This window comes from Enterobacter cloacae complex sp. SHL020 (assembly GCF_049236945.1).
Lineage (GTDB): Bacteria > Pseudomonadota > Gammaproteobacteria > Enterobacterales > Enterobacteriaceae > Enterobacter > Enterobacter dykesii.
Genome location: NZ_JBMKJF010000005.1, coordinates 160,575 through 185,946 on the forward strand (window position 1 = coordinate 160,575; position 25,372 = coordinate 185,946).

Consider the following 25,372-nt stretch of genomic DNA (forward strand, 5'->3'; position numbering starts at 1 on the left):
TAATATTAATGAAGGGTAGCGTTTCATGAAGAAGGTCATCTGCGCGTTAGGCCTGGCGGTTGCGTCGGTCAGTTCTGCTCTGGCAACCACATATCCTCTGACCATTGAAAACTGTGGCTATAAAGAGACATTCACCAAAGCGCCGGAACGCGTCGTGGCTCTGGGCCAGAACACCGTCGAAATTTTACTCCTGCTGGGGCTGGAAGATAAGGTGAAGGCCAGCGCCTTCTGGCCGACCAAAGTGCTGCCGCAGCTGGCGGAACAGAACGCAAAAATCAAAACCCTGACGGTCGAAATCCCTACCCTTGAATCCGTGCTTGCGCAAAATCCCGACTTTGTCCCCGCGCAGTCACCGCTGCTGCTGGGGCCGGAAAGCAAGGTCGCAAAACGCGACGATCTGATGACCCTGGGCGTGAACAGCTACGTGTCCCCGGGCATGTGTGCGACCAAAAAAGCCACCGGCGATATGTACGGCAGCCGCCAGAAGCTTTGGGATATGACGTATCTCTACAAAGAGATTGAGGATTTCGCCAAAATCTTTAACGTTGAAGATCGCGGTCAGGCCGTGATTGCCGATTTCAAAAAACGCGAGGCCGACCTGCGTAAGGAATTCGGCAAGAGTAAAAAAGATCTTTCGTTTGTCTTCTGGTTCTCCAGTTCATCCCCTTCTGCTGACGCCTACGTCGGCGGTAAAAATAGCCCCTCCGGGTTTATCGCCAGCCTGATGGGCGGTCATAACGCCATTACGTCCGAGACCGAATGGCCAACCGTAGGCTGGGAAAGCATTATTGCCGCCAATCCGGATGTGATTGTGGTCTCCAGCCTGGACCGCAACCGCTGGGCGCTGGATAACGCGGAAGAGAAAATCAAATTCCTGAAGAGCGATCCGGCGGTCAGCCAGCTGGACGCGGTGAAAAAAGGCCATATCGTGGTGATGGACGGCCAGGCGATGAATCCGACGATCCGTACGATTTACGGGGCTGAGCAGGTCGGCGAACAGCTCAGAAAGCTGGGGCTGAACTGATGACAACCGCCGTTCTTCAGGCCCGGCAGAGCCTGGTTCTGACGACCTCGGCTTTGCTCGCCCTGGTACTGTTATTTCTGACGATCGCGCTGAGCGTCAGCGTCGGCGAGCTGTCCATCCCGCTGCAGAACGTGTTTTACGCCATCAGCAATAAAATGGGGCTCACCGAGGTTCCGCTCACCCGCGTCTATGAGAGCGTGATCTGGGACTTTCGCCTGAGCCGCGCGCTGGTTGCGGCCTGCTGCGGCGCGGGGCTGGCCATCTGCGGTGCCGTATTGCAGAGCCTGCTGAAGAACGCGCTGGCGGAACCCTACGTGCTCGGCGTGTCCGCGGGCGCGTCGACCGGGGCGGTTTCTGTCGTCGTATTGGGGATCGGCACCGGTGCGGTCTCCCTCTCTGCCGGTGCCTTCGCCGGGGCGTTCGCCGCGTTTGCGTTTGTCGCGTTTCTGACGAACGGCGCGCGCGGGGGAAATGAACGTACCATTCTGGCTGGCGTTGCCGCCTCGCAGCTTTTCAACGCCATTACGGCCTATACCATCAGCACCTCTGCCAGCGCCCAGCAGGCGCGCGACGTGATGTTCTGGCTGCTGGGCAGCTTCAGCGGCGTACGCTGGCCTGAATTGCAGCTGGCACTGGTCGTGGTGCTGACTGGATTAGCCGTTTGCCTCTACTATTCCCGGGCGCTGGATGCCTTTACGTTCGGTGATGACGCCGCCGCCTCTTTAGGTATTGCCGTCCCGTGGGTTCGCCTGACGCTCTTTACCACTACCGCGCTGATTACCGCGACGATTGTCAGCATGGCGGGCTCAATCGGCTTTGTCGGGCTGGTAGTGCCGCACGTGATGCGCTTCCTGTTCGGGCCGCTGCACCGCACGCTGCTGATTGCCAGCGCGCTGGCAGGGGCGATCCTGATGGTGCTGGCTGATATTGCCTCGCGCATGCTGATTGCGCCGCAAAGCCTGCCCGTCGGCGTGGTCACCGCGCTGGTTGGCGTGCCTTTCTTTGCCGTGATTATCTACCGCTCAAGGAATAAGTGATGAGTATTTGCGCTGAAAATATTACCTGGAAGGTCGGCAAAAAGGTCATCGTTAACAACGTCTCGCTGAAAGTTTCTCGGGGCGAAACGGTAGGACTGCTTGGCCCTAACGGCTGCGGTAAATCGTCTCTTTTACGTATCCTGGCGGGGCTGCGTCGCCCGGATGCGGGCTGTGTGACGCTGGACGGGCAGGACATCTCTCGTATTGCCAAAAAGCAGCTTGCCCGCCGGTTCGCCTTCGTCGAACAGCACGGCATGACTGACGCCAACATGCGCGTTCGTGACGTGGTGAAACTCGGGCGTATTCCGCACCACTCCGCTTTTTCCAACTGGAGCAACCACGATGACGAAACCGTCACCGCCGCCCTGCAGCGCGTGGATATGCTGGATAAAAGCGACCAGGGCTGGCTGAGCCTCTCCGGCGGCGAGCGCCAGCGCGTGCATATTGCCCGCGCCCTGGCTCAGACCCCAACGGAAATCCTGCTGGACGAACCGACCAACCACCTCGACATTCATCATCAGATGCAGCTGATGCAGTTAATCAGCGAATTACCGGTCACCAGCATTGTCGCTATCCACGATCTCAACCACGCCTCGATGTTCTGCGACTCGCTGATTGTGATGCAGAAAGGGCAAATTGTGGCCTCGGGGACACCGCAGGACATCTTATCCGAGTCTTTGTTGTGGAATGTCTTCCGGGTCAAAACCAAAATCGAGATCTCGCCGTTCCATGGCAAAAAGCACATCCACTTTATCGTTTAGGGACGAGTGAACGACGATGCCCCTTCGCCCTGCCGCCACGCTCTGGCCGCCCGTCTTACTGGGTAGCCAGTTTGTTTTCAACATTGGCTTTTACGCCGTCGTTCCCTTCCTGGCGATATTTCTGCGCGACGACATGCTGCTCTCCGGCGGACTGATCGGGCTGATCCTGGGCCTGCGTACCTTCTCGCAACAGGGGATGTTTATCGTTGGCGGTGCGCTGTCGGACCGGTTTGGCGCGAAAGTGATTATCCTGAGCGGCTGTATTGTTCGTGTTTCAGGCTATCTGCTGCTGGCCTTCGGGGAATCCCTGTGGCCGATTATTCTGGGAGCTTGTCTGACGGGCGTTGGCGGCGCGTTATTCTCCCCCTCGATTGAGGCACTGCTGGCAAAAGCGGGCACCCACAGCGAGGCGAAAGGCAAACGAAGCCGCGCGGAGTGGTTTGCGCTCTTTGCCGTCTGCGGAGAGCTCGGCGCGGTACTGGGCCCGGTTGCTGGCGCCCTGCTCACCGGCCTCGGCTTTCGTCAGGTGGCGCTGGCGGGGGCTGGCGTCTTTATCATTGCGCTAGTAGTGCTCTTCTTTTGTCTGCCTGCTGCTGGCCACCGTTCACAGACGCTGAAAATACAGCCCTGGTGGACAACGTTCCGTCAGCCGCGCTTTGTCGCCTTTATCATTGCCTACAGTTCATGGCTGTTAAGTTATAACCAGCTTTATCTGGCGCTGCCGGTGGAGATCCAGCGTTCTGGCGGTAACGAGAAAGAACTCGGCCCACTTTTTATGCTGGCCTCCGTTCTGATCATCACCTTACAGCTGCCGCTGGCGCGTTTCGCCCGTCGCGTGGGCGCGGTAAGAATTCTGCCGGTGGGATTTTTGCTCCTTTCAGCCGCCTTTGCGAGCGTGGCGACGTTCGCCCCAATGACGCCACCGCAAGGCTGGCTGCGCTTACTGCCTTCTGTCTTTTTTGTGACGCTGTTGACGCTGGGGCAAATGCTGCTGGTGCCCTCGGCTAAAGATCTGATCCCTCGGTTTGCGGAGGAATCCACGCTTGGCGCGCACTACGGCGCACTCGCTACCGCCGGAGGCATAGCGGTACTGGCGGGAAACTTGTTGTTTGGTAGCCTGCTGGATCGCGCGCTGGTGCCCTCAACGCAGGCGATGTATCCCTGGCTGCTGCTGGCCCTCTTCCCGCTCTGCAGCGCGCTGGCCCTGAAGGTGATTTGCCGCCCGCTGAGACGCTGAACCGATCACTTTTTCGAACGGTACTTCTCGGGAAGTTCCGGCACGGGACGGCGGTCATCCATCAGATGACGGACGGTCAGGATGGGGTGGCGCCATAACATACGCGGGCCTGCCCAGCGCATAACCTGCTTCATCTCTTCGCGTCTGGCAGGCTGGTAGCAGTGGACCGGACACTGTTTACAGGCGGGCTTTTCCTCCCCGAAAACGCACTTATCCAGGCGCTTATCGGCATACGCGTTGAGCGCCTGATAGTGCCCTTCCTCCTGAGATGCCTGCGGACACTGCTTTTCATACAACGCGATCATTTTCGCGATGGTCTCTTTTTCTCGTGAGATGCGTTTACCGGACATAGCGGATTACCGAATAATAAAGTGCATCAATAATACACCTTTCAATGCTGGATTTCAGCGGTTGCATTTCGTTTCCTGAAGGCTGATTCCAGTTTTAGCCCAGCACCGGCTAACAATCACTGGTATTTTATACAGGCATCAGAAACGACCTTTGTCCGTGTTGTCTGGAGACCCTATGCAAGAGCTCACGATCGGCAAACCCTATCGCCATTTGAAAGTGGGATATTTTAGAAAGCGCCATGAAGACCGCAATACCAAGATACCGAAGCGCTACAGCGTCCATGCGGCGCTGAGCTTAAAAGGTGACTGGCTTGAAAAGGCCGGGTTTACGACCCACTCAAGGGTCAGAGTGGGCGTGGAGCATGGAAAAATTGTCATCGAATTAATGTCGGAAGATGCCTCGTAAAGCCACGACATTTTTCTGCGCCGGACCTTTTTTTCATGCGACAATAGAAGGAACAAACGGCCATTGAGCCCATCAAAACGATTTATTTTCAAAGAAATGGACATCATAACTCCATGAGCACAATCGACAATTTCGACGCACATACGCCGATGATGCAGCAGTATCTGAAGCTGAAAGCACAGCATCCAGAAATCCTGCTGTTTTACCGTATGGGCGATTTTTACGAGCTGTTTTATGACGATGCTAAGCGTGCATCGCAGCTGCTCGACATCTCTCTGACCAAACGTGGCGCATCGGCAGGCGAGCCCATTCCTATGGCAGGTATCCCGCACCACGCGGTAGAAAATTACCTGGCGAAGCTGGTGAATCAGGGCGAATCCGTTGCCATCTGCGAACAGATCGGCGATCCAGCGGCCTCAAAAGGCCCGGTGGAACGCAAAGTCGTGCGCATCGTTACGCCTGGCACCATCAGTGATGAAGCCCTGTTACAGGAGCGCCAGGATAACCTGCTGGCAGCGCTGTGGCAGGACGGTAAAGGGTTTGGCTACGCGACACTGGACATCAGCTCCGGGCGTTTTCTTCTGAGTGAACCGGCTGACCGTGAAACGATGGCCGCCGAACTGCAGCGCACCAACCCGGCAGAATTACTCTACGCCGAAGATTTCGCCGAAATGGCCCTGATTGAAGGTCGTCGCGGACTGCGCCGTCGTCCGCTGTGGGAATTCGAAATTGATACCGCGCGCCAGCAGCTGAATCTGCAGTTTGGCACCCGCGATCTGATTGGCTTTGGCGTTGAAAATGCCCCGCGCGGGCTGTGTGCGGCCGGTTGCCTCCTGCAGTACGTGAAGGATACCCAGCGCACCGCCCTGCCGCATATCCGCTCTATCACCATGGAGCGCCAGCAGGACAGCATCATCATGGATGCCGCCACGCGCCGTAATCTGGAGATCACGCAGAACCTGGCGGGTGGCGTCGAAAATACGCTCGCGTCGGTCCTCGACAGTACGGTAACGCCAATGGGCAGCCGCATGCTGAAACGCTGGCTGCATATGCCGATCCGCAATACCGAGACGCTGGTTTGCCGTCAGCAGACGATTGCCGCGTTGCAGGATCGCTATACCGAGCTGCAGCCGGTTCTGCGCCAGGTGGGCGATCTGGAGCGTATCCTTGCTCGTCTGGCACTGCGAACAGCTCGACCGCGCGATCTCGCGCGGATGCGTCATGCTTTCCAGCAGTTGCCGGAACTGCGTGCGCAGTTGAGTGACGTTGACAGCGCGCCGGTACAGAAACTCCGCGAAACCATGGGCGAATTTACCGAGCTACGCGAACTGCTGGAGCGCGCCATTATCGATGCGCCTCCGGTTCTGGTGCGTGATGGTGGCGTGATTGCCCCTGGCTACAACGAGGAGCTGGACGAATGGCGCGCGCTGGCCGACGGTGCGACGGACTACCTCGATAAGCTGGAAATCCGCGAGCGCGAGCGTCTAGGGCTCGACACCCTGAAAGTGGGGTATAACGCGGTACACGGTTACTACATTCAGATTAGCCGCGGGCAGAGCCACCTGGCGCCGATTCACTACGTTCGTCGCCAGACGTTGAAAAACGCCGAACGCTACATCATTCCTGAACTGAAAGAGTACGAAGACAAAGTTCTCACTTCGAAAGGTAAGGCGCTGGCGCTGGAAAAACAGCTGTATGACGAGCTGTTCGACATGCTGATGCCGCACCTGGGCGACCTGCAGCAGAGCGCCAGCGCGCTGGCGGAGCTGGACGTGCTGGTGAATCTGGCAGAACGCGCTGAAACGCTGAACTACATCTGCCCAACCTTTACCGACAAGCCCGGCATTCGCATCACTGAAGGCCGTCACCCGGTGGTAGAGCAGGTGCTGAACGAACCGTTCATCGCCAACCCGCTGAGCCTGTCACCACAGAGAAGAATGTTGATCATTACCGGTCCAAACATGGGCGGTAAGAGTACCTATATGCGTCAGACGGCGCTGATTGCGCTGCTTGCGTATATCGGCAGCTACGTCCCGGCGCAAAATGTGGAGATTGGCCCCATCGACCGTATCTTTACCCGCGTCGGGGCAGCGGACGATCTGGCGAGCGGTCGCTCAACCTTCATGGTCGAGATGACCGAAACGGCAAACATTCTGCATAACGCGACGGAGCACAGCCTTGTGCTGATGGATGAAGTCGGACGCGGAACGTCAACCTATGATGGTCTGTCGCTGGCATGGGCCTGTGCGGAAAGCCTTGCGAATAAAATCAAGGCCATGACGCTGTTTGCCACCCACTATTTCGAACTGACGCAGCTGCCGGAGAAAATGGAAGGGGTTGCGAACGTTCATCTGGATGCGCTGGAGCACGGCGATACCATTGCCTTCATGCACACGGTGCAGGATGGCGCGGCGAGCAAGAGCTATGGTCTGGCCGTTGCTGCACTGGCCGGTGTACCGAAAGAAGTGATTAAGCGCGCGCGTCAGAAACTGCGTGAACTGGAAAGCCTGTCACCGAATGCGGCGGCGACGCAGATTGATGGTACGCAGATGTCGCTACTGGTGCCTGCGGAAGAGACGTCGCCTGCGGTGGAAGCGCTGGAGAACCTCGACCCGGATTCGCTGACGCCGCGTCAGGCGCTGGAGTGGATTTACAGGTTGAAGAGTCTGGTTTAGTTTTCTGCGGTCTTTTGCCCGGTGGCGCTGCGCCACCGGGCTTTTTTTTACAGCAGCGGCGGGATCGTCGGTACCTGTGGTGCCTCATCAATATCCTTCTGCGTCATACGGAACGCTTCCGGGTAGTGCTCACGGCTGGTACGACGCAGCGGTTCGGTATCGCGCCAGGTATACAAACAATGCTGGCACTGGAAAACGGTCCAGATCCCTTTCACCGGCGACGTCGCCATCACTTCAATATGCTCATCGGCACAACGTGGACAAATCATCTTTTCCTCCTTATTGACGTGCTGCCAGCATCGCGGTCAGTTTTTCAGCCCAGGCTTTGGTTTCAGGCAGATCCTGTACCGGCTGGCTGTAGTGGCCCCGGGTGTCCGGCGCGACAGGCGTGGTGGCATCGATAATCAGTTTGTCGGTAATGCCCGCCGGGCTGGAGCCAGGATCGAGTTCAAGGACCGACATGTTCGGCAGTTGCACCAGATCGCCTGCCGGGTTGACCTTCGATGACAGCGCCCACATCACCTGCGGGAGGTTGAACGGATCGACATCCTCATCCACCATGATCACCATCTTCACGTAGCCCAGGCCGTGCGGCGTGGTCATGGCACGTAAACCGACCGCGCGGGCAAAACCGCCGTAGCGTTTTTTGGTAGAGATAATCGCCAGCAGACCGTGGGTGTACATCGCATTCACCGCCTGCACTTCCGGGAATTCCGCTTTCAGCTGCTGGTAGAGCGGCACGCAGGTGGCCGGTCCCATCAGATAGTCAATCTCGGTCCACGGCATGCCGAGGTAAAGGGATTCGAAAATCGGCCTGGTGCGGTAAGAGACTTTGTCGATACGCACAACCGTCATGTTACGGCCACCGGAGTAGTGCCCGGTAAACTCGCCAAACGGCCCTTCAATTTCGCGCTTACGGCCTTCAATCACCCCTTCCAGGATCACTTCAGAACCCCACGGCACATCGAAGCCGGTCAGCGGCGCGGTGGCAATCGGGTAAGGGCTTTCACGCAGCGCGCCGGCCATTTCATACTCCGACTGATCGTATTTCAGCGGCGTCGCGCCCATCAGGGTGATGATCGGGTCGTTGCCCAGCGTAATCGCAATCGGCAGGTCTTCACCGCGCTCTTCCGCCTTGTGCAGATGCAGGGCGATATCGTGCATCGGAACAGGCTGCAGGCCCAGCTTGCGCTTGCCCTTCACTTCCATGCGGTAGATCCCGACGTTCTGCTTGCCGAAGTTGTCCGGGTCGAGCGGATCGCGCGAGACAACGCACGCTTTATCGAGATAAAAACCGCCGTCACCGTCGTTCAGGCGAAACAGCGGCAGGATATCGAACAGGTTAATGTCTTCACCGTCCACCGAATTCTGCGCCCAGGCAGGGTTGGCGCGGCGCTCTGGCGCAATCGGGAATTTATCCCAGCGGCGGATAAACTCGTCGATCTGCTTTTTTACCGGGGTGTTCGCAGGCAGCCCCATCGAAATGGCGTGGTTCTGCCAGGAGCCGATGGTGTTCATCACCACGCGGGCATCGGTAAACCCGCGAATGTTGTCGAACCACAGCGCGGGCGCGCCGTCGCCAATGCGGCCGGTCGCGTTGGCTGCCGCCGCCAGATCGGGCTCGGCGTTAACCTCTTCCTCAATTTTCAGCAGTTGCCCTTGCTCATCGAGCGCCTGCAGGAAGCTTCTCAAATCATCAAATGCCATCTTTATTCTCCTGTGAAAAATGTTTCGCCTCCCGCAACCCGTTCCAGCGGCGCGCCTTTTTATGCTCCAGACCGAACTGGTCAAGCACGCGGGTCACAATATGCTGGGTAATGTCATCGGCGGTTTGCGGGTGGTTGTAATACGCAGGCATAGGCGGCACCATCGCCACGCCCATGCGGGAGAGCGCAAGCATATTCTCCAGATGAACGGTGCTGAGCGGCGTTTCACGGGGCACCAACACCAGCTTGCGCCCCTCTTTTAGCACCACATCCGCCGCACGTCCCACCAGCCCTTCGGCATAGCCCGCGCGGATCCCGGCCAGCGTTTTCATGCTGCAGGGAATGACGATCATGCCGTCGGTACGAAACGAGCCGGAGGAGATGGTGGCGGCCTGGTCAGCCGGGCTGTGGACAACGTCAGCCAAAGCAGCAACGTCTTGCGCGGTGTATGGCGTTTCCAGCTCAATAGTGGTTTTTGCCCACTTCGACATCACCAGATGCGTCTCTACTTCCGGCATTTCCCGCAGCGCCTGCAGCAGCGCCACGCCCAGCGGAGCACCCGTTGCCCCCGTCATTCCCACGATTAATCTCATTCAACACCTCAATCAATTTGTTCGTACACGAACATTATGAGTAAACTACTCCCTGATCGATTTCCTGACAAGATTGTTCGCATACGATCACACGAATTGCTAAAAAATGCCGCGTTAATATCCAGAGTAATAGCGGCTATCATAGGAGGAGATTTTTTCCGTCGGAGTGATCATGGAACTAAGACAAGAGGCGTTCCACCTGTTACGTCAGCTTTTTCAACAGCATACCGCCCAGTGGCAACATGCCTTACCGGAACTGACCAAGCCGCAGTATGCGGTGATGCGCTCTATTGCCGAGCATCCGGGTATTGAACAGGTGGCGTTGACCGAAGTGGCGGTCAGCACGAAAGCGACCCTGGCGGAGATGCTCAGCCGCATGGAGGCGCGCGGGCTGGTCAAACGCGAGCACGATCCGGCCGATAAGCGCCGCCGGTTTGTCTTTCTGACGCCAGAAGGTGAAGCCCTGCTTGCGGGCTGTAAGCCGGTTGGCAACGAGGTGGATGAGGCGTTTTTAGGACGTCTTAACAAGGCCGAGCGGGAGCAGTTCTCTGCGCTCATCAAAAAGATGATGCACGATTAATTCACGGTGGTGCGCATAAAATCGATAAAAGTGCGCACCTTCGCCGACACGTGCCGGGCATCGGGATAAACCGCATAGATGCCCTGCCGCGCAAAGGTATATTCCGGTAACACCGGGACCAGTTTTTCCGCATCAATCGCATCGCGCGCCAGCCATTCCGGCAGTAACGCCACGCCTCCGCCCGCGAGTGCAAAGGCCATAAGAGCCTGTGCGCTGTCGGCAAACAGGCGCGGCGCTTTTTTAATCTCCAGCATGTCAGGTGCACCGCTGGCATCTCTCACCTGCCAGCGCAGCGGCGAGGCCAGGCGCTCGTGAATAATCCAGTCGGCGTGGGCCAGCTGCGCAAGCGTTTCGATCGGATGGTTGACCAGCCACCCGGGCGCCGCGACGGGGAGAATAGAGAAGTGCGAAATCAGCGCGGCGTGGTTGCGCGAATCGGCAAGCGTTCCCAGACGGATAGCCACGTCAAAGCGCTCCGAGATAAGGTCGGCGTGCAGGGACGACGAAACATGCCGAACGCGAAGATCCGGATGCTGCTGGCTAAACCTAGCCAGCAACGGCACCACCACCTGGGAGCCATATTCAGGCGTGGTCGTGATCCGCAGTTCACCGGTAAGCCCCGCATGATTCGCGCGGACATCATCCTGCAGCCGTTCCGCATCCTTCAGAAGCGCCACGCTGCGTTGATGAAAGAGCGCGCCCGCCTCGGTTAACGTCAGGCGGCGGGTGGAGCGCAGCAGCAGCGTAACGCCCAGCTCATCTTCAAGCTGGCGAATATTGAAGCTGACCACCGCTTTTGTCAGGCCCATTGCCTCGGCTGCGGCAGTGAAACTGCCGGTATCGGCCACCGCGACAAACATCTGCGTTCGCTGTAGGTTAATCATCATCACGCCTTTTACTGTCAAAATTTTTTTGACAGTATATCGCGCTTTGTCAGGTTTATCCGTGATTCCCGAGCCGATACGATACGCCACCTCACCGGAGGATCCACCATGACGTATCGCAGCAAAGTCGCCGTTGTCTATCTGCTGGGCTTTTTTCTTGATTTGATCAACATGTTTATTGCCAGCGTCGCCTTTCCGGCAATGGCTCACGCCTTTAACACCACGCCTTCAGCCCTTGCCTGGGTCAGTAACGGGTACATAGCCGGCCTGACGCTGGCGATCCCGTTCAGCAGCATGCTCACGCGCCGCATCGGGCCAAAGCGCGTCATCCTGCTCTCGCTTTTTCTGTTCAGCGCAGCCTCCGCTGCGGCGGGCCTGTCAGCAACGCTTGAAAGCCTGATCGCCTGGCGAGCGATCCAGGGCGTGGGTGGAGGCTTACTGATCCCCGTCGGACAGGCGCTGACCTGGCAACAGTTTAAGCCTCACGAACGTGCCAGACTCTCCTCGGCGGTGATGCTGGTGGCGTTACTTGCCCCGGCCTGCTCCCCTGCTATCGGGGGACTGCTGGTGCAGACGCTCAGCTGGCGATGGATATTTTTCGCCACGCTACCGGTCGCTATCGTGACCTTTGTTTTGGCCTGCCTGTGGCTGAAACACGAAATGCCCGCGATGAAAGCGGCCAGACTGCTAAACCTGCCGTTGCTCGCGGACCCGCTTTTGCGTTTTTCGATGCTTGTTTATTTATGTGTTCCCGGCGTATTTATTGGGGTGAACGTCACGGGCATGTTTTATCTTCAGCACGTGGCGAACATGAGCCCAGCCGCAACGGGGATGCTCATGCTGCCGTGGTCCGTGGCATCGTTTATCGCCATCACGGCAACGGGACGCTATTTTAACCGCATCGGCCCCCGACCTCTGATCGCCATCGGCTGCCTGCTGCAGGCGACGGGTATTCTGCTTTTGATTAACGTTAGTTCGGCTACGCTACTACCTGCCGTTGCGTTTATCCTGATGGGCGCGGGGGGAAGCCTGTGCAGCAGTACGGCTCAAAGCAGCGCTTTTCTGACGACGCGCCGGGAAGAGATGCCGGACGCCAGCGCCCTGTGGAATCTCAATCGCCAGCTGAGCTTTTTTGCCGGTACTCTGCTGCTGGCGCAGGCGCTGAACCTGGCGCAGGCCTGGCTGCCAACGCTCGCCGCCTGGCACGCGATGTTTATTTTGGCCGCAGGTATCACCTTGCTGCCTGTACCGTACGTTTTTCGTCTTAACAATACGCAGGTGCTTACCCAGCTGCGACAGGAGAATTCATGACGCCTTTCGAACACGACATTATCGACCTCCACATTGCGCTTGAAGACTGGTTAGGCAAAGGCGAAGGCGATGCCGACGCCCTGCTCACCCGATTCCATCCGGATTTCCTGATGATCCCGCCTGGCGGTGTGCAGATCGACTATAGTGGTCTTGTCAGTTTTCTGGAAAACCAGCGCGGAAGCCGTCCCGGACTGAAGATCGTCATTGACGAATTATCCACGATCCAGCGCTGGGATCGTGGCGCGGTGCTTCACTACCGCGAGACGCAAAACCGGCCAGATCTGCCCGTTAACGTGCGCTGGTCAACCGCGGTGCTCAATCAGGAAGGCGACAAAATAACGTGGCGTCTGCTGCACGAGACGGCAGCACAGCCGTAACACAAAAGAAAAAGGCCCGTCTCACGACGGGCCTTTTTTGACGAAAGGTTGCTTATTCGCGGAACAGCGCTTCGATATTCAGACCTTGCCCCTGCAGGATTTCACGCAGGCGACGCAGACCTTCAACCTGAATCTGACGAACACGTTCACGGGTCAGGCCAATTTCGCGGCCGACGTCTTCCAGTGTCGCAGCTTCATACCCCAGTAAACCGAAACGACGTGCCAGCACTTCACGCTGTTTGGCGTTCAGCTCGAACAGCCATTTGACGATGCTCTGTTTCATGTCATCGTCCTGCGTGGTGTCTTCCGGGCCGTTATCTTTTTCATCGGCCAGGATGTCCAGCAGCGCTTTTTCGGAGTCGCCACCCAGCGGGGTGTCAACGGAGGTAATGCGCTCGTTGAGACGCAGCATACGGCTTACGTCATCAACCGGTTTATCGAGTTGCTCAGCAATCTCTTCTGCGCTTGGCTCGTGGTCCAGTTTATGGGACAACTCGCGCGCGGTGCGCAGATAAACGTTCAACTCTTTGACGATGTGAATCGGCAGGCGGATCGTACGGGTCTGGTTCATAATAGCCCGTTCGATGGTCTGACGAATCCACCAGGTCGCGTAGGTTGAGAAACGGAACCCGCGTTCCGGGTCAAACTTCTCAACTGCGCGGATGAGACCTAAGTTGCCCTCTTCAATCAGATCCAGCAGAGCCAGACCACGATTGCCGTAACGGCGGGCAATTTTCACGACCAGTCGCAGGTTACTTTCAATCATGCGACGACGCGAGGCGACATCACCACGCAAAGCACGACGTGCGAAATAGACTTCTTCTTCGGCCGTTAGCAATGGGGAGTAACCAATCTCCCCAAGGTAAAGCTGAGTCGCGTCCAGTACACGCTGTGTGGCGCCCTGCGATAACAGCTCTTCTTCAGCCAAATCGTTATCACTGGGTTCCTCTTCTACTAAGGCTTTTTCGTCAAAAGCCTCTACTCCGTTCTCATCAAATTCCGCGTCTTCATTTAAATCATGAACTTTCAGCGTATTCTGACTCATAAGGTGGCTCCTACCCGTGATCCCTGAACGAGACACCCTGGCTGGCATGCCCCGTCAAATTATCGCTGCGGCAAGTACTGCAGCGGGTTTACGGATTTCCCCTTGTAACGAATTTCAAAATGCAAGCGTGTAGAACTGGTTCCGGTGCTACCCATGGTAGCGATTTTTTGCCCCGCCTTAACTTCTTGTTGTTCCCGGACCAGCATTGTGTCGTTATGGGCGTAGGCACTCAGGTAATCATCGTTATGTTTAATGATAATAAGATTACCGTAACCGCGCAGAGCGTTACCGGCATACACAACGCGTCCGTCTGCGGTCGCGATGATAGCCTGTCCTTTACTCCCTGCGATATCGATCCCTTTATTTCCCCCTTCGGAGGAAGAGAAGTTCTCGATAACCTTGCCGTCAGTTGGCCAGCGCCATGCAGAGATTGGCGAACTGGAGGTCATACTGCTGGCAGTCGGTTCAGTAGAGCTAACCACAGGTGCCGTCACCGGTGCTGTGACAACAGTCGCAGTACCTTTATTATTCGGCAACATTTTGTTAGCAGTCTGATCACCTGAATCCTCAGAATACGTAATTACAGGTTGTGAAGCAACCACCGTGGTGGATTTTTGTGCAGGCTTAACGCTGTTATTTTGAGCCGTCACATCGGCCGCTGAAACGGTGTTGCCAGGCGTAAGCGGCGTGCCCGTCGCGTTGCCCACCTGGAGCGTTTGCCCGACTTCCAGACCATATGGGGCCTGGACGTTATTGCGCTGCGCGAGGTCACGGAAATCGTTCCCGGTGATCCACGCAATGTAGAACAACGTGTCGCCACGCTTCACGGTATAGGTGCTGCCGCCAGTGTAACTGCCTTTCGGAATGTTCCCATACTGACGGTTATAGACTATGCGGCCATTCTGAGTCTGGACAGGCTGTTCGACTGGCTGAACCTGCATTGGCTGTGTAACAGGATGTTGCACAGGCTGAATTTGTGGTGTTTGCTGCGGCGCAGCCGTCCCCATTTTAGGTGGCGGCGTGATTAACATTCCGCTGGACGTGTTACCGGAGCCGCTGTTTCCGCCGACGGAACTGACGGGCGCAGGCGCGTTGTTAGAACTTGTACAGCCTGCCAGCCAGAGCGAAACCAGTGATAATGCCGCAACACGGCTGATGGTGAATTTAGGGCTTCCCGCGCTCATTTATCCCCCAGGAATGTGTTAACTACCAGTGACTTAAAATTTACCGTGAAGGCACGAATCTTTCGCGCCACACCATACGCTGAATTTGCCTTAATAACCCTGGATAATTCCGAGTCTCAGGCCAACTCCCCCTTCACCAGAGGCACAAAGCGCACGGCTTCCACGGTGTCGATAATATACTCGCCGCCGCGCCGACGAACGCGCTTCAACAGCTGCTGCTCGTCCCCGACGGGCAAAACCAGAATGCCCCCCTCATCCAGCTGCGACAACAGGGCTGAAGGAATTTCAGGCGGGGCCGCCGTCACGATGATCGCATCAAACGGGGCGCGCGCCTTCCAACCCTGCCATCCATCACCGTGTCGTGTCGAAACATTATGTAAATCAAGTTGTTTCAGGCGACGACGCGCCTGCCACTGTAAACCTTTAATCCGCTCAACGGAGCATACATGATGAACAAGATGCGCCAGGATCGCGGTCTGATACCCCGATCCGGTACCAATCTCCAGCACGCGGGAGTCGGGCGTCAGCTCCAGCAGCTCCGTCATGCGCGCCACCATGTAAGGCTGCGAAATCGTCTGACCCTGCCCGATGGGCAGCGCTACGTTTTCCCACGCTTTGTGTTCAAACGCCTCGTCTACAAATTTCTCACGCGGAACCAGGGCGAGCGCTTCAAGCACGTGCTCGTCGCGGATCCCCTGCGCGCGGAGTTGTTCCAGAAGAGTTTGTACACGTTTGTTTACCATTGCGCGTTCACTCCTGCGCGATCCAGCCAGCCCGACACCACATCATGCGCGCTATACGCGGTTAAATCTACGTGCAGCGGAGTCACCGAAACATAGCCTTCGTCCACGGCGGCGAAGTCGGTATCCGGGCCCGCGTCGCACTTATCGCCGGGAGGGCCAATCCAGTAAAGCGTGTTGCCGCGAGGATCCTGCTGCGGGATGACCTGATCGGCCGGATGGCGGCTCCCGCAACGGGTGACGCGAATGCCTTTAATTTCATCAAGAGGAAGATCCGGCACGTTGATGTTGAGGATGCGCCCGGTACGCAACGGCTCGCGGCCGAGCGCCCGCAGGATCGAACAGGTCACCGCGGCAGCAGTGTCGTAGTGCGTGTGTCCGTTTAGCGAGACCGCCAGCGCCGGGAACCCCAGATGGCGCCCTTCCATTGCGGCGGCCACGGTACCGGAGTAAATCACGTCATCGCCGAGGTTAGGACCGGCGTTAATGCCGGAGACGACGATATCCGGACGCGGACGCATCAGCGCGTTCACGCCCAGAAAAACGCAGTCGGTTGGCGTGCCCATCTGCACGGCAATATCGCCATTTTCAAAGGTAAAGGTGCGAAGCGACGACTCCAGCGTCAGAGAGTTAGACGCTCCACTGCGGTTACGATCGGGCGCCACGACCTGCACGTCCGCAAATTCGCGGAGGTGTTTCGCCAGGGTCTGAATGCCCGGCGCGTGGATCCCGTCATCGTTACTCAGCAATATTCGCATAATCACCCGAGGTGTTGATAAGTTCCCTGACAACACTGGTGGCAAAGCTACCTGCCGGTAGCCAGAAGCGTAACTCGACGGTTACGTCATCCCACCAGTTCCAGCTTAACTGCTGCGGATAGAGCAGCATCGCGCGGCGTGCCGCCTCGACTTTTTCCCGCACCAGCAAGGATTGCAATTCTCGCGCATCCGCTACGGCTGACTGCTCGGTGGCCAGCGCGTCGCCCTGCGTTCCCCAGTCGCCCGTACCGGGCAACGCGGCGGTAATCATCAGCGCTTTTGCGTCCACGCGCGACTGCACATCGGCCATCTCTTCGGCCGTTGCCACAAACCAGCTTCCGCGTCCCGCTAATTGTAGCGCATCGCCAACAACAACTTGATTCGCGTCCGGTTTTTTCAGCCTTTCGCTCACAATCTGATTAAACAACGCGCTGCGGGCCGCCGACAACCAAAAACTGCGTTTATTCCTGTCGCGAACCGGCGCATCGCTTTGCGCCCAGCGCAGCGCGCCCAGCAGGTTGCTGCCGCCAATGCCAAAGCGCTGCGCGCCAAAATAGTTAGGAACACCGCGTTCACTGATAGCGTTCAGACGTTTTTCAACGTCTTCGCGGTCGGTCACTTCACGCAGCACCAGCGTAAAGTTGTTCCCTTTCAACGCCCCCAGACGCAGTTTGCGCTTATGGCGGGCAAACTCCAGTACCTTACAGCCTTCAAGCTCAAATTTGCTTAAATCAGGCATCGTATTGCCGGGAACGCGCGCGCAGAGCCACTGTTCGGTGACGGCGTGTTTATCTTTCTGCCCGGCAAAGCTCACCTCGCGGGCATGAATTTTAAGGAATTTTGCCAGCGCGTCGGCCACAAAGCGGGTATTGCAGCCATTTTTCAGAATACGTACCAGGATATGTTCGCCTTCACCATCCGGCTCAAAGCCCAGATCCTCCACCACGAGGAAGTCTTCAGGGCTGGCTTTCAGCACCCCGTTCCCCTGCGGTTTACCGTGCAGGTATGTCAGGTTGTCGAAGTCCGTCATTTGCTCGCCTTCACCAGCAGCGCCACAGCTTCACAGGCAATTCCTTCGCCGCGCCCGGTGAAGCCCAGCTTCTCGGTCGTCGTCGCTTTGACGTTCACGTCATCCATATGGCAGCCCAGATCCTCTGCAATAAACACGCGCATCTGCGGAATGTGCGGCAGCATTTTCGGGGCCTGAGCAATAATCGTCACGTCGACGTTGCCGAGTGTGTAGCCTTTCGCCTGAATGCGGCGCCACGCTTCGCGCAGCAGCTCGCGGCTGTCCGCGCCTTTAAACGCCGGGTCGGTGTCCGGAAACAGCTTGCCGATATCACCCAGCGCGGCAGCGCCCAACAGCGCGTCGGTCAGCGCATGCAGTGCCACGTCGCCATCAGAATGCGCCAGCAGTCCTTTTTCATAGGGAATGCGCACGCCGCCAATGATAATTGGGCCTTCTCCGCCAAAGGCGTGTACATCAAAACCGTGTCCAATTCGCATTATGCCTTCTCCTGATGGGTCGAACGGGTAAGATAAAATTCCGCAAGCTGTAAATCTTCCGGACGCGTCACTTTTATATTATCAGCGCGTCCTTCAACAAGCTCAGGGTGGAAACCGCAATACTCCAGCGCGGAGGCTTCGTCCGTGATGGTCGCACCTTCTTTAAGCGCTCGCGTTAAGCAGTCGTGGAGTAATTCGCGGGGGAAAAATTGTGGCGTCAGCGCGTGCCATAAATCGACGCGATCGACGGTGTGGGCGATAGCCTGTTTGCCCGGCTCGGCGCGCTTCATGGTGTCGCGCACCGGCGCGGCCAGAATCCCGCCAACCTTGCTTGTTTCGCTCAGCGCCAGCAGGCGCGCAAGATCGTCCTGATGCAGGCACGGACGAGCCGCGTCATGTACCAGCACCCACGACGCGTTTCCGGCGGCCTGAATGCCCGCCAGCACGGAATCGGCGCGTTCGGCGCCACCGTCAACGACGGTAATGTTTGGATGATTTGCCAGCGGCAGCTGCGCGAAGCGCGCATCGCCAGGGCTGATAGCGATAATCACACGCGTCACCCGCGGGTGCGCCAGCAGCGCCGCCACGGCGTGCTCAAGGATCGTTTTATCGCCAATAGAGAGGTACTGCTTGGGACATTCTGTCTGCATGCGCCGGCCAAAACCTGCGGCCGGCACCACGGCGCATACGTCCGAAAAAGTTACTGCCATGTCGTAATCCTGGGCCTGATTATCGATTGTTTTGTGCTGAGCCCTGATTGCGTTTAGACGCATCCGGAACCAGACGATAAAAAGTTTCGCCCGGCTTAGTCATACTGAGTTCATTGCGTGCGCGTTCCTCAATCGCCTCTTGCCCGCCATTGAGGTCATCAATTTCAGCGAAGAGTTGATCGTTTCGCGCCTTAAGTTTGGCGTTTGTTGCCTGCTGAGCCGCGACGTCATCGCTTACCCGGCTATAGTCGTGCAGTCCGTTCTTACCGAACCACAGCGAATATTGCAGCCAGATTAGCAAAGCCAGCAACAGCAGCGTTAGTTTACCCATCCTGCCCCCTGAAAAACGGCATCATCATCCCAAGACTTCCCCAGAGCACTACGCCGGGGTAACAGAGATGCCGCAACATCGCGGGCAAATGTACCACATTTTTTCCGCAGAATCGTCCTGCACAATATCGTTACACAGTTGGTTACGGTTTGAATTATGGCTGAAGTTAGCCCATGAGCCACAAAAATAACAGACCAAACATCAGAACCACCGTCACAATCGTGACCACGGTGCTGAAGAGGAGCTTACCGTTGAGCAGCGAGTGCAGCGCAATGCCGACGACAACCGCCACGGGCATCAGCGCCAGAAAGAAAGGCCAGGTGTAGAGAAAGAAGAACAGCGTGTTGCCGCCGTAGATGAGAAACGGAATGCCAAGCGCCAGCAGCCATGAGACGAAGCCAATGATGGCCCCGGGAAATGACCAGGTCGTTTCGTCGTCGGTCGCTAGCGGCTCCGACCCGGTGGTGGTGATGTAATGTTCACTGTTGCGCATAGCTAATCCTGTGACCGTGACTCATCGTTCGGGAAGACAGCTCCCGAACGATACCGCCTCAGGATCTGATAATATCGTCCCGTCGGAGCAGGTCTAATAATTGGCTTACTAAATTTGTTACCAATTGTTGACCTTCCAGGTGAATTTCAGGCGATTCAGGCGCTTCGTATACCGCGTCAATTCCGGTGAAGTTGCGCAGTTCTCCGGCTCGCGCTTTCTTGTACAGCCCTTTCGGGTCGCGCGCTTCGCAAATCTCCAGCGGCGTATCGACAAACACCTCGATAAAGCGATCCTGGCCCACGCGTTCGCGCACCATCTGGCGCTCGGCGCGGTGCGGAGAGATAAACGCGGTCAGCACCACCAGCCCGGCGTCAGCCATCAGGCTGGCGACTTCGCCCACCCGGCGGATGTTCTCTTTGCGGTCGTCGTCGCTAAACCCTAAATCGCTGCACAGGCCGTGACGCACGTTGTCACCGTCCAGCAGGTACGTGCTTACGCCCTGCTGATGCAACGCCTCTTCCAGCGCGCCCGCCACCGTTGATTTACCCGAGCCGGACAGCCCGGTAAACCACAGCACAACCCCACGGTGACCGTGGAGCTGTTCGCGCTGGGCGACGGTAACCGGATGAGGATGCCAGACGACGTTCTCATCATGGGCGGCCATTATTTGCCTCCCAGCAGATCGCGTGCGCCCCAGTGCGGGAAGTGTTTACGCACCAGAGCGTTCAGTTCCAGCTCGAAGGCGCTGAATTCAGACGTCGCGGCAGCCTGTTTAATCGGTTCGCGCACCATACCGGCTCCGACGGTAACGTTGGTCAGCCTGTCGATAAAGATCAGCCCTCCCGTGACCGGGTTCTGCTGATACGGATCCAGCACCAGCGGTTCGTCGAAGGTCAGATCGACCAGACCAATGCCGTTCAGCGGCAGCTCGGTGACGTCACGCTGGGTCAGGTTGTTGATATCCACCTGGAACTGAATACCGTCCACGCGGGCGCGGGTTTTCTTGCCGGCAATTTTGATGTCATAGCTTTGGCCTGCGGTCAGCGGCTGTTCGGCCATCCACACCACGTCCACGGAAGCCCCTTGAACCGCCGCCAGCGTTTCCTGCGCGTCGACCAGCAGGTCGCCCCGGCTGATATCAATTTCGTCTTTCAGCACCAGCGTTACGGCTTCACCGGCGCCCGCGTCCTGGAGGTCACCGTCGAAGGTGACGATACGGGCGATAGTCGATTCCACGCCGGATGGCAGCACCTTGACGCGCTGACCTACCTTTACGGAGCCTGACGCTAGGGTGCCCGAGAAACCGCGGAAATCGAGGTTTGGACGGTTCACGTACTGCACCGGGAAGCGCATCGGCTGGGTGTCGACCACGCGCTGGATTTCAACGGTTTCCAGCACTTCCAGCAGCGTCGGGCCGCTGTACCAAGGCATGTTCGCGCTCTGGGAGGCGACGTTATCCCCTTCCAGCGCCGAGAGCGGCACAAAGCGAATATCCAGGTTGCCCGGCAGCTGTTCGGCAAAGGTCAGGTAGCTCTGGCGGATCTCATCGAACTTCTCTTCGCTGAAGTTGACCAGATCCATCTTGTTGACCGCCACCACCAGGTGTTTGATCCCCAGCAACGTCGAGATAAAGCTGTGACGGCGGGTCTGATCCAGCACGCCTTTACGCGCGTCCATCAGCAGGATCGCCAGATCGCAGGTGGACGCGCCGGTCGCCATGTTGCGGGTGTACTGCTCGTGCCCCGGGGTGTCGGCGATAATAAATTTGCGCTTCTCGGTAGAGAAATAGCGGTAGGCCACGTCGATGGTGATGCCCTGCTCGCGCTCCGCCTGCAGGCCGTCCACCAGCAGCGCCAGGTCGAGTTTTTCACCCTGGGTGCCGTGACGTTTACTGTCGTTATGCAGGGAAGAGAGCTGATCTTCGTAAATCTGGCGCGTATCGTGCAGCAGGCGGCCAATCAGGGTACTTTTCCCGTCATCCACGCTGCCGCAGGTCAGAAAACGCAGCAGGCTTTTGTGTTGTTGCGCGTGCAGATACGCTTCCACGCCGCCTTCGTTGGCAATTTGTTGAGCAATAGTGGTGTTCATGGCGGCTCCTTAGAAATAACCCTGACGTTTCTTCAGCTCCATGGAGCCTGCCTGGTCGCGGTCAATCACGCGCCCCTGTCGCTCGCTGGTGGTGGACACCAGCATCTCTTCGATGATCTCCGGCAGCGTCTGCGCGCTGGATTCCACCGCGCCGGTCAGCGGCCAGCAGCCGAGGGTACGGAAGCGCACCATCTGTTGTTTGATCACTTCGCCCGGCTGCAGGTCGATGCGATCGTCGTCGATCATCATCAGCATGCCGTCGCGCTCCAGCACCGGGCGCTCGGCGGCCAGATACAGCGGAACGATCTCGATATTTTCCAGATAGATGTACTGCCAGATGTCCAGCTCGGTCCAGTTGGAGAGCGGGAAGACGCGAATGCTTTCGCCTTTGTTGATCTGACCGTTGTAGTTGTGCCACAGCTCCGGACGCTGGTTTTTCGGATCCCAGCGGTGGAAGCGGTCGCGGAAGGAGTAGATACGCTCTTTGGCGCGGGATTTCTCCTCGTCACGGCGCGCGCCGCCGAAGGCCGCGTCAAAACCGTATTTATTCAGCGCCTGCTTCAGCCCTTCGGTTTTCATGATATCAGTGTGCTTGGCGCTGCCGTGCACGAACGGGTTAATGCCCATCGCCACCCCTTCCGGGTTTTTATGCACCAGCAGCTCGCAGCCGTAGGCTTTGGCGGTACGGTCGCGGAACTCGTACATTTCGCGGAACTTCCAGCCGGTATCCACGTGCAGCAGCGGGAACGGCAGCGTGCCCGGATAAAACGCTTTACGCGCCAGGTGCAGCATGACGCTGGAATCTTTACCGATGGAGTACATCATCACCGGGTTAGAAAACTCGGCGGCCACTTCGCGGATGATATGGATACTCTCCGCTTCGAGCTGCCGCAGGTGTGTAAGACGTTTTTGGTCCATAACCGTTCCTTAAGCCAAATTTACAACAGAAGAACCAAAGCCTTCTGTATCGGTTGTATGTTGGAACCAGGCGAGCGTGCTGTGCAGCTGCACCACTTCTCCCACCACGATCAGGGCGGGCATCGGGGCGTCTTTCGCCAGGGTTGCAAGATGTTCCAGCGTGCCCGTCGCAACGTGCTGATCGACGCGCGTGCCGCGAGAAATGACGGCAACGGGCGTCGTCGCCTCGCGACCGTGCTGAATAAGCTGTTCGCTGATGTCCGCCGCCTTCATCGTGCCCATGTAGATCGCCAGCGTCTGGCGGCTCTGGGCGAGATGCGACCAGTCGAACGGCGTGCTGTCGGCCTTGTAGTGGCCTGTCACAAAGGTGACGCTCTGGGCGTAATCGCGGTGGGTCAGCGGAATACCGGCGTAGGCCGTAACCGCAGAGGCCGCCGTGATGCCGGGCACCACCTGGAACGGTACGCCCGCTTCGGCTGCCGCCTGCAGCTCTTCGCCGCCGCGACCGAAAATGAACGGATCGCCCCCTTTCAGGCGCACCACGGTTTTACCCGCTTTGGCGGCGTCAACCAGCATCTGGTTGGTGTCGTGCTGCGGCACCGAGTGCTCGCCAGCCCGTTTGCCGACGCAGATTTGCTCCGCGTCCCGACGGATCAGCTCGCGCACGCCGTCGGTGACCAGATGGTCGTAGAACACCACGTCCGCGTCCTGCAGCACCTGCAGGCCGCGCAGCGTCAGAAGTCCGGCATCGCCCGGCCCTGCCCCCACCAGTATGATCTCCCCGCCCGTGCTGCCGGGGTTATCCAGTTCGTCCTCAAGGATCTTCTGCGCCGCCGTCTCATTACCGGCCTGCATCAGGCTGGCAAAGCGGCCGCGAAATACGCGTTCCCAGAAGCGACGACGTTCCGTTACGCTGGTCAGGCGCGTTTTCAGGTGGTTGCGCCAGTAGCTGGCTTTTTCCGCCATTCGCCCGAGGCTGGTCGGCAGCAGCGCTTCGATTTTTTCACGCAGCACGCGCGCCAGCACCGGTGCGGTACCGCCGGAGGAGATCGCCACCAGCAGCGGCGAACGGTCAACGATCGACGGGAAGATGAACGAGCATAACGGCTGGTCGTCCACCACGTTCACCAGGCGGTAACGGGCCTGCGCGGCGTCGGAAATCCGCCGGTTCAGGTCGCGATCTTCGGTCGCCGCAATCACCAGCACGACGCTGTCGATGTGTGATTCGTCAAAATCCGCTTCTGCGACTACTCGCACCTGCGCCCCTGCGCGCTGCAAAAACGCGATTTTGCGATCGGCAATTTCACCCGTGCCAACAACCAGCACCGGCTTCTCTTTTATCGCGGCAAATAAGGGCAGATAGTCCACAAGCAACAACTCACTAACAACGAGGAATAAAGGGACTATAGGGGGCGGCTTAGACCGAATGAAATTACGAATTGGAATGAGTAGTTACTCAATGGAATAACGCCGTGAAAAAGCTAATACCAAAAAGTGCTTAACACGCGAAATTTCGGGCATTTAAGAGCAATTCAAATTGTGTATGGGCGATCACAGTTTCATACTAGGCGGGTTAATATTTTGCTCTGTTTTTAAGGACTCACTATGTTTTCCGCAACGCGCCACCGTATTGCTGCCCTGGCGCTCGGCGTTTGCTTTATTCTTCCTGCCCAGGCAAAAAACCAACCTTATGGTGAAATCGCCACTATGCAGGCGCGGCATATTGCCACCGTCTTTCCTGGCCGCATGACCGGCTCGCCTGCAGAGATGCTCTCTGCGGACTATCTTCGCCAGCAGTTTGCCGGGATGGGCTACCAGAGCGATATCCGGTCGTTTCACAGCCGCTACGTCTATACCTCACGAAATAAAACGAAAAACTGGCATAACGTGACCGGCAGTACGGTTATCGCGGCGCATGAAGGTCGCGCGGCTGAACAGATTATTATTATGGCGCACCTTGATACCTACGCTCCGATGAGCGATGCCGATACGGATAACAACCTCGGCGGGCTGACGCTGCAGGGCATGGACGACAACGCGGCGGGCCTGGGCGTGATGCTCGAACTGGCCGAGCGGATGAAAGATATTCCAACCCAGTATGGCATTCGTTTCGTGGCCACCAGCGGTGAAGAAGAGGGCAAACTCGGGGCTGAGAATCTCCTTAAACGCATGAGCGCTGAGGAGAAGAAAAATACGCTGCTGGTGATCAACCTCGATAACCTGATCGTCGGCGATAAGCTTTATTTCAACAGCGGGCAGAGTACGCCGGGACCCGTGCGGAAACTGACGCGCGACCGGGCGCTGGCGATAGCCCGCAGCCATGGCGTTTTTGCCACGACCAATCCGGGCGGGAATCCTGCTTTCCCACGCGGAACAGGCTGCTGCAACGACGGGGAAGTCTTCGATAAGGCGGGCATTCCGGTGCTGTACGTGGAAGCGACAAACTGGGCACTGGGCAAAAAAGATGGCTATCAGCAGCGGGCTAAATCGAAAGCCTTCCCGGACGGGACAAGCTGGCACAACGTGATGCTGGATAATCAGCAGCACATTGATAGCGCGCTGCCGCAGCGGATTGAGCACCGCAGTCGTGATGTGGTGAAGGTCATGCTGCCGCTGGTTAAGGAGCTGGCGAAGGCGGGGAAAGCCTGAGGTCGTTAA

At 57.7% G+C, this 25,372-nt stretch carries 28 protein-coding genes; 10 read left to right on the forward strand and 18 right to left on the reverse strand.

The window, feature by feature from the left end:
- The first annotated feature begins 25 nt into the window (after positions 1-25).
- From ACOTZB_RS14595 to ACOTZB_RS14610, 4 genes are read left to right on the forward strand one after another with little or no spacing between them, the layout of a single operon-like run.
- On the forward strand, positions 26-1,024 hold the full coding sequence (locus tag ACOTZB_RS14595) for an ABC transporter substrate-binding protein (RefSeq protein ID WP_213751593.1): 999 nt from the start codon (positions 26-28) through the stop codon (positions 1,022-1,024).
- A complete protein-coding gene (locus tag ACOTZB_RS14600) occupies positions 1,024-2,061 on the forward strand; it encodes a FecCD family ABC transporter permease (protein WP_421627570.1) in 1,038 nt (345 codons plus the stop codon). The genes ACOTZB_RS14595 and ACOTZB_RS14600 overlap by 1 nt, the downstream gene beginning before the upstream one ends.
- A complete protein-coding gene (locus ACOTZB_RS14605) occupies positions 2,061-2,822 on the forward strand; it encodes an ABC transporter ATP-binding protein (RefSeq protein ID WP_421627572.1) in 762 nt (253 codons plus the stop codon). Before ACOTZB_RS14600 ends, ACOTZB_RS14605 begins: the two co-directional genes overlap by 1 nt.
- Before the next feature lie 16 nt (positions 2,823-2,838).
- On the forward strand, positions 2,839-4,059 hold the full coding sequence (locus ACOTZB_RS14610) for an MDR family MFS transporter (protein WP_421627573.1): 1,221 nt from the start codon (positions 2,839-2,841) through the stop codon (positions 4,057-4,059).
- A 5-nt stretch (positions 4,060-4,064) separates the two neighbouring features.
- On the opposite strand, the gene ACOTZB_RS14615 is transcribed toward ACOTZB_RS14610, so the two are convergent.
- A complete protein-coding gene (locus ACOTZB_RS14615; RefSeq protein WP_421627575.1) occupies positions 4,065-4,409 on the reverse strand; it encodes a nitrous oxide-stimulated promoter family protein in 345 nt (114 codons plus the stop codon).
- A 175-nt stretch (positions 4,410-4,584) separates the two neighbouring features.
- On the opposite strand from ACOTZB_RS14615, the gene ACOTZB_RS14620 reads away from it, so the two are divergent.
- Both ACOTZB_RS14620 and mutS read left to right on the forward strand, forming a co-directional pair.
- The gene (locus tag ACOTZB_RS14620; protein WP_047650274.1) at positions 4,585-4,815 is read left to right on the forward strand and encodes a SymE family type I addiction module toxin; all 231 of its coding nucleotides are present in this window, start codon (positions 4,585-4,587) and stop codon (positions 4,813-4,815) included.
- Between the two features lie 113 nt (positions 4,816-4,928).
- Positions 4,929-7,490, forward strand: coding sequence for a DNA mismatch repair protein MutS (mutS, locus tag ACOTZB_RS14625; protein ID WP_421627576.1), 2,562 nt, complete (start codon positions 4,929-4,931; stop codon positions 7,488-7,490).
- 47 nt (positions 7,491-7,537) lie between these two features.
- Here the strand turns inward: mutS and ACOTZB_RS14630 are convergent, their stop codons facing one another.
- The 3 genes from ACOTZB_RS14630 to ACOTZB_RS14640 are packed head-to-tail and all read right to left on the reverse strand — an operon-like array spanning position 7,538 to position 9,789.
- Positions 7,538-7,759, reverse strand: coding sequence for a non-oxidative hydroxyarylic acid decarboxylases subunit D (locus ACOTZB_RS14630; protein WP_421627578.1), 222 nt, complete (start codon positions 7,757-7,759; stop codon positions 7,538-7,540).
- A gap of 10 nt (positions 7,760-7,769) precedes the next feature.
- Entirely contained in the window at positions 7,770-9,197 is a 1,428-nt protein-coding gene (locus ACOTZB_RS14635) for a non-oxidative hydroxyarylic acid decarboxylases subunit C (RefSeq protein ID WP_421627579.1), read from the reverse strand.
- Positions 9,187-9,789, reverse strand: a complete 603-nt coding sequence (locus tag ACOTZB_RS14640; protein ID WP_421627580.1) for a non-oxidative hydroxyarylic acid decarboxylases subunit B — start codon at positions 9,787-9,789, stop codon at positions 9,187-9,189. The genes ACOTZB_RS14635 and ACOTZB_RS14640 overlap by 11 nt, the downstream gene beginning before the upstream one ends.
- A gap of 172 nt (positions 9,790-9,961) precedes the next feature.
- Between ACOTZB_RS14640 and ACOTZB_RS14645 the strand changes: the two genes are divergently transcribed.
- Positions 9,962-10,369 carry a MarR family winged helix-turn-helix transcriptional regulator gene (locus tag ACOTZB_RS14645; RefSeq protein WP_023308984.1) on the forward strand — a complete coding sequence of 136 codons (408 nt, stop codon included), beginning with the start codon at positions 9,962-9,964 and terminating at the stop codon, positions 10,367-10,369.
- Here the strand turns inward: ACOTZB_RS14645 and ACOTZB_RS14650 are convergent.
- Positions 10,366-11,253, reverse strand: coding sequence for a LysR family transcriptional regulator (locus ACOTZB_RS14650; RefSeq protein WP_421627645.1), 888 nt, complete (start codon positions 11,251-11,253; stop codon positions 10,366-10,368). The genes ACOTZB_RS14645 and ACOTZB_RS14650 overlap by 4 nt on opposite strands.
- A gap of 108 nt (positions 11,254-11,361) precedes the next feature.
- Here ACOTZB_RS14650 and ACOTZB_RS14655 point away from each other — a divergent pair, with 108 nt between their 5' ends.
- Positions 11,362-12,564: an MFS transporter gene (locus ACOTZB_RS14655; protein WP_421627582.1), complete on the forward strand. Its 1,203-nt coding sequence runs from the start codon at positions 11,362-11,364 to the stop codon at positions 12,562-12,564.
- Entirely contained in the window at positions 12,561-12,941 is a 381-nt protein-coding gene (locus ACOTZB_RS14660) for a DUF4440 domain-containing protein (RefSeq protein ID WP_421627584.1), read from the forward strand. Before ACOTZB_RS14655 ends, ACOTZB_RS14660 begins: the two co-directional genes overlap by 4 nt.
- 52 nt (positions 12,942-12,993) lie before the next feature.
- Here ACOTZB_RS14660 and rpoS read toward each other — a convergent pair whose 3' ends face one another.
- From rpoS to cysG, 13 genes are all read right to left on the reverse strand, one after another.
- Positions 12,994-13,986, reverse strand: a complete 993-nt coding sequence (gene rpoS, locus ACOTZB_RS14665) for an RNA polymerase sigma factor RpoS (protein ID WP_008499600.1) — start codon at positions 13,984-13,986, stop codon at positions 12,994-12,996.
- 59 nt (positions 13,987-14,045) lie between these two features.
- On the reverse strand, positions 14,046-15,170 hold the full coding sequence (gene nlpD, locus ACOTZB_RS14670; protein WP_045286502.1) for a murein hydrolase activator NlpD: 1,125 nt from the start codon (positions 15,168-15,170) through the stop codon (positions 14,046-14,048).
- A gap of 116 nt (positions 15,171-15,286) precedes the next feature.
- Positions 15,287-15,913, reverse strand: coding sequence for a protein-L-isoaspartate(D-aspartate) O-methyltransferase (locus ACOTZB_RS14675; RefSeq protein WP_126329613.1), 627 nt, complete (start codon positions 15,911-15,913; stop codon positions 15,287-15,289).
- Positions 15,907-16,668, reverse strand: a complete 762-nt coding sequence (gene surE / locus ACOTZB_RS14680) for a 5'/3'-nucleotidase SurE (protein WP_023308990.1) — start codon at positions 16,666-16,668, stop codon at positions 15,907-15,909. The genes ACOTZB_RS14675 and surE overlap by 7 nt, the downstream gene beginning before the upstream one ends.
- On the reverse strand, positions 16,649-17,698 hold the full coding sequence (gene truD, locus ACOTZB_RS14685) for a tRNA pseudouridine(13) synthase TruD (RefSeq protein ID WP_421627587.1): 1,050 nt from the start codon (positions 17,696-17,698) through the stop codon (positions 16,649-16,651). The genes surE and truD overlap by 20 nt, the downstream gene beginning before the upstream one ends.
- On the reverse strand, positions 17,695-18,174 hold the full coding sequence (gene ispF / locus ACOTZB_RS14690; RefSeq protein WP_008499607.1) for a 2-C-methyl-D-erythritol 2,4-cyclodiphosphate synthase: 480 nt from the start codon (positions 18,172-18,174) through the stop codon (positions 17,695-17,697). Before ispF ends, truD begins: the two co-directional genes overlap by 4 nt.
- Positions 18,174-18,884: a 2-C-methyl-D-erythritol 4-phosphate cytidylyltransferase gene (gene ispD / locus ACOTZB_RS14695; protein ID WP_058841070.1), complete on the reverse strand. Its 711-nt coding sequence runs from the start codon at positions 18,882-18,884 to the stop codon at positions 18,174-18,176. The genes ispF and ispD overlap by 1 nt, the downstream gene beginning before the upstream one ends.
- Positions 18,885-18,903: 19 nt before the next feature.
- Positions 18,904-19,215: a cell division protein FtsB gene (gene ftsB / locus ACOTZB_RS14700; RefSeq protein WP_008499609.1), complete on the reverse strand. Its 312-nt coding sequence runs from the start codon at positions 19,213-19,215 to the stop codon at positions 18,904-18,906.
- A gap of 166 nt (positions 19,216-19,381) precedes the next feature.
- Positions 19,382-19,708: a DUF3561 family protein gene (locus ACOTZB_RS14705; RefSeq protein ID WP_214577215.1), complete on the reverse strand. Its 327-nt coding sequence runs from the start codon at positions 19,706-19,708 to the stop codon at positions 19,382-19,384.
- A gap of 58 nt (positions 19,709-19,766) precedes the next feature.
- Positions 19,767-20,372: an adenylyl-sulfate kinase gene (cysC, locus tag ACOTZB_RS14710; protein WP_010434543.1), complete on the reverse strand. Its 606-nt coding sequence runs from the start codon at positions 20,370-20,372 to the stop codon at positions 19,767-19,769.
- Positions 20,372-21,796 (reverse strand): sulfate adenylyltransferase subunit CysN, encoded by a 1,425-nt coding sequence (gene cysN / locus ACOTZB_RS14715; protein ID WP_421627589.1) that lies wholly within the window; start codon positions 21,794-21,796, stop codon positions 20,372-20,374. Before cysN ends, cysC begins: the two co-directional genes overlap by 1 nt.
- A 9-nt stretch (positions 21,797-21,805) precedes the next feature.
- Positions 21,806-22,714 carry a sulfate adenylyltransferase subunit CysD gene (cysD, locus tag ACOTZB_RS14720; protein WP_010434549.1) on the reverse strand — a complete coding sequence of 303 codons (909 nt, stop codon included), beginning with the start codon at positions 22,712-22,714 and terminating at the stop codon, positions 21,806-21,808.
- A gap of 9 nt (positions 22,715-22,723) precedes the next feature.
- On the reverse strand, positions 22,724-24,082 hold the full coding sequence (cysG, locus tag ACOTZB_RS14725; RefSeq protein ID WP_421627590.1) for a siroheme synthase CysG: 1,359 nt from the start codon (positions 24,080-24,082) through the stop codon (positions 22,724-22,726).
- 237 nt (positions 24,083-24,319) lie between these two features.
- Between cysG and ACOTZB_RS14730 the strand changes: the two genes are divergently transcribed.
- The gene (locus ACOTZB_RS14730) at positions 24,320-25,363 is read left to right on the forward strand and encodes an aminopeptidase (RefSeq protein WP_047650262.1); all 1,044 of its coding nucleotides are present in this window, start codon (positions 24,320-24,322) and stop codon (positions 25,361-25,363) included.
- The last annotated feature ends 9 nt before the right edge of the window (positions 25,364-25,372 follow it).

What these genes read in the sequence shown, in the direction of transcription:
- ACOTZB_RS14660 (WP_421627584.1), top strand. Translation starts at nt 12,561, where the DNA reads ATGACGCCTTTCGAACACGACATTATCGACCTCCACATTGCGCTTGAA.
- ACOTZB_RS14675 (WP_126329613.1), bottom strand. Translation starts at nt 15,913, where the DNA reads ATGGTAAACAAACGTGTACAAACTCTTCTGGAACAACTCCGCGCGCAG.
- ACOTZB_RS14730 (WP_047650262.1), top strand. Translation starts at nt 24,320, where the DNA reads ATGTTTTCCGCAACGCGCCACCGTATTGCTGCCCTGGCGCTCGGCGTT.
- ispF (WP_008499607.1), bottom strand. Translation starts at nt 18,174, where the DNA reads ATGCGAATTGGACACGGTTTTGATGTACACGCCTTTGGCGGAGAAGGC.
- ACOTZB_RS14595 (WP_213751593.1), top strand. Translation starts at nt 26, where the DNA reads ATGAAGAAGGTCATCTGCGCGTTAGGCCTGGCGGTTGCGTCGGTCAGT.
- ACOTZB_RS14635 (WP_421627579.1), bottom strand. Translation starts at nt 9,197, where the DNA reads ATGGCATTTGATGATTTGAGAAGCTTCCTGCAGGCGCTCGATGAGCAA.
- ACOTZB_RS14705 (WP_214577215.1), bottom strand. Translation starts at nt 19,708, where the DNA reads ATGCGCAACAGTGAACATTACATCACCACCACCGGGTCGGAGCCGCTA.
- ACOTZB_RS14620 (WP_047650274.1), top strand. Translation starts at nt 4,585, where the DNA reads ATGCAAGAGCTCACGATCGGCAAACCCTATCGCCATTTGAAAGTGGGA.
- ACOTZB_RS14645 (WP_023308984.1), top strand. Translation starts at nt 9,962, where the DNA reads ATGGAACTAAGACAAGAGGCGTTCCACCTGTTACGTCAGCTTTTTCAA.
- ACOTZB_RS14605 (WP_421627572.1), top strand. Translation starts at nt 2,061, where the DNA reads ATGAGTATTTGCGCTGAAAATATTACCTGGAAGGTCGGCAAAAAGGTC.
- mutS (WP_421627576.1), top strand. Translation starts at nt 4,929, where the DNA reads ATGAGCACAATCGACAATTTCGACGCACATACGCCGATGATGCAGCAG.
- ACOTZB_RS14650 (WP_421627645.1), bottom strand. Translation starts at nt 11,253, where the DNA reads ATGATTAACCTACAGCGAACGCAGATGTTTGTCGCGGTGGCCGATACC.
- nlpD (WP_045286502.1), bottom strand. Translation starts at nt 15,170, where the DNA reads ATGAGCGCGGGAAGCCCTAAATTCACCATCAGCCGTGTTGCGGCATTA.
- cysN (WP_421627589.1), bottom strand. Translation starts at nt 21,796, where the DNA reads ATGAACACCACTATTGCTCAACAAATTGCCAACGAAGGCGGCGTGGAA.
- ACOTZB_RS14655 (WP_421627582.1), top strand. Translation starts at nt 11,362, where the DNA reads ATGACGTATCGCAGCAAAGTCGCCGTTGTCTATCTGCTGGGCTTTTTT.
- truD (WP_421627587.1), bottom strand. Translation starts at nt 17,698, where the DNA reads ATGACGGACTTCGACAACCTGACATACCTGCACGGTAAACCGCAGGGG.
- cysC (WP_010434543.1), bottom strand. Translation starts at nt 20,372, where the DNA reads ATGGCCGCCCATGATGAGAACGTCGTCTGGCATCCTCATCCGGTTACC.
- ACOTZB_RS14615 (WP_421627575.1), bottom strand. Translation starts at nt 4,409, where the DNA reads ATGTCCGGTAAACGCATCTCACGAGAAAAAGAGACCATCGCGAAAATG.
- ACOTZB_RS14630 (WP_421627578.1), bottom strand. Translation starts at nt 7,759, where the DNA reads ATGATTTGTCCACGTTGTGCCGATGAGCATATTGAAGTGATGGCGACG.
- ACOTZB_RS14610 (WP_421627573.1), top strand. Translation starts at nt 2,839, where the DNA reads ATGCCCCTTCGCCCTGCCGCCACGCTCTGGCCGCCCGTCTTACTGGGT.
- rpoS (WP_008499600.1), bottom strand. Translation starts at nt 13,986, where the DNA reads ATGAGTCAGAATACGCTGAAAGTTCATGATTTAAATGAAGACGCGGAA.
- ACOTZB_RS14640 (WP_421627580.1), bottom strand. Translation starts at nt 9,789, where the DNA reads ATGAGATTAATCGTGGGAATGACGGGGGCAACGGGTGCTCCGCTGGGC.
- ACOTZB_RS14600 (WP_421627570.1), top strand. Translation starts at nt 1,024, where the DNA reads ATGACAACCGCCGTTCTTCAGGCCCGGCAGAGCCTGGTTCTGACGACC.
- ftsB (WP_008499609.1), bottom strand. Translation starts at nt 19,215, where the DNA reads ATGGGTAAACTAACGCTGCTGTTGCTGGCTTTGCTAATCTGGCTGCAA.
- ispD (WP_058841070.1), bottom strand. Translation starts at nt 18,884, where the DNA reads ATGGCAGTAACTTTTTCGGACGTATGCGCCGTGGTGCCGGCCGCAGGT.
- surE (WP_023308990.1), bottom strand. Translation starts at nt 16,668, where the DNA reads ATGCGAATATTGCTGAGTAACGATGACGGGATCCACGCGCCGGGCATT.
- cysD (WP_010434549.1), bottom strand. Translation starts at nt 22,714, where the DNA reads ATGGACCAAAAACGTCTTACACACCTGCGGCAGCTCGAAGCGGAGAGT.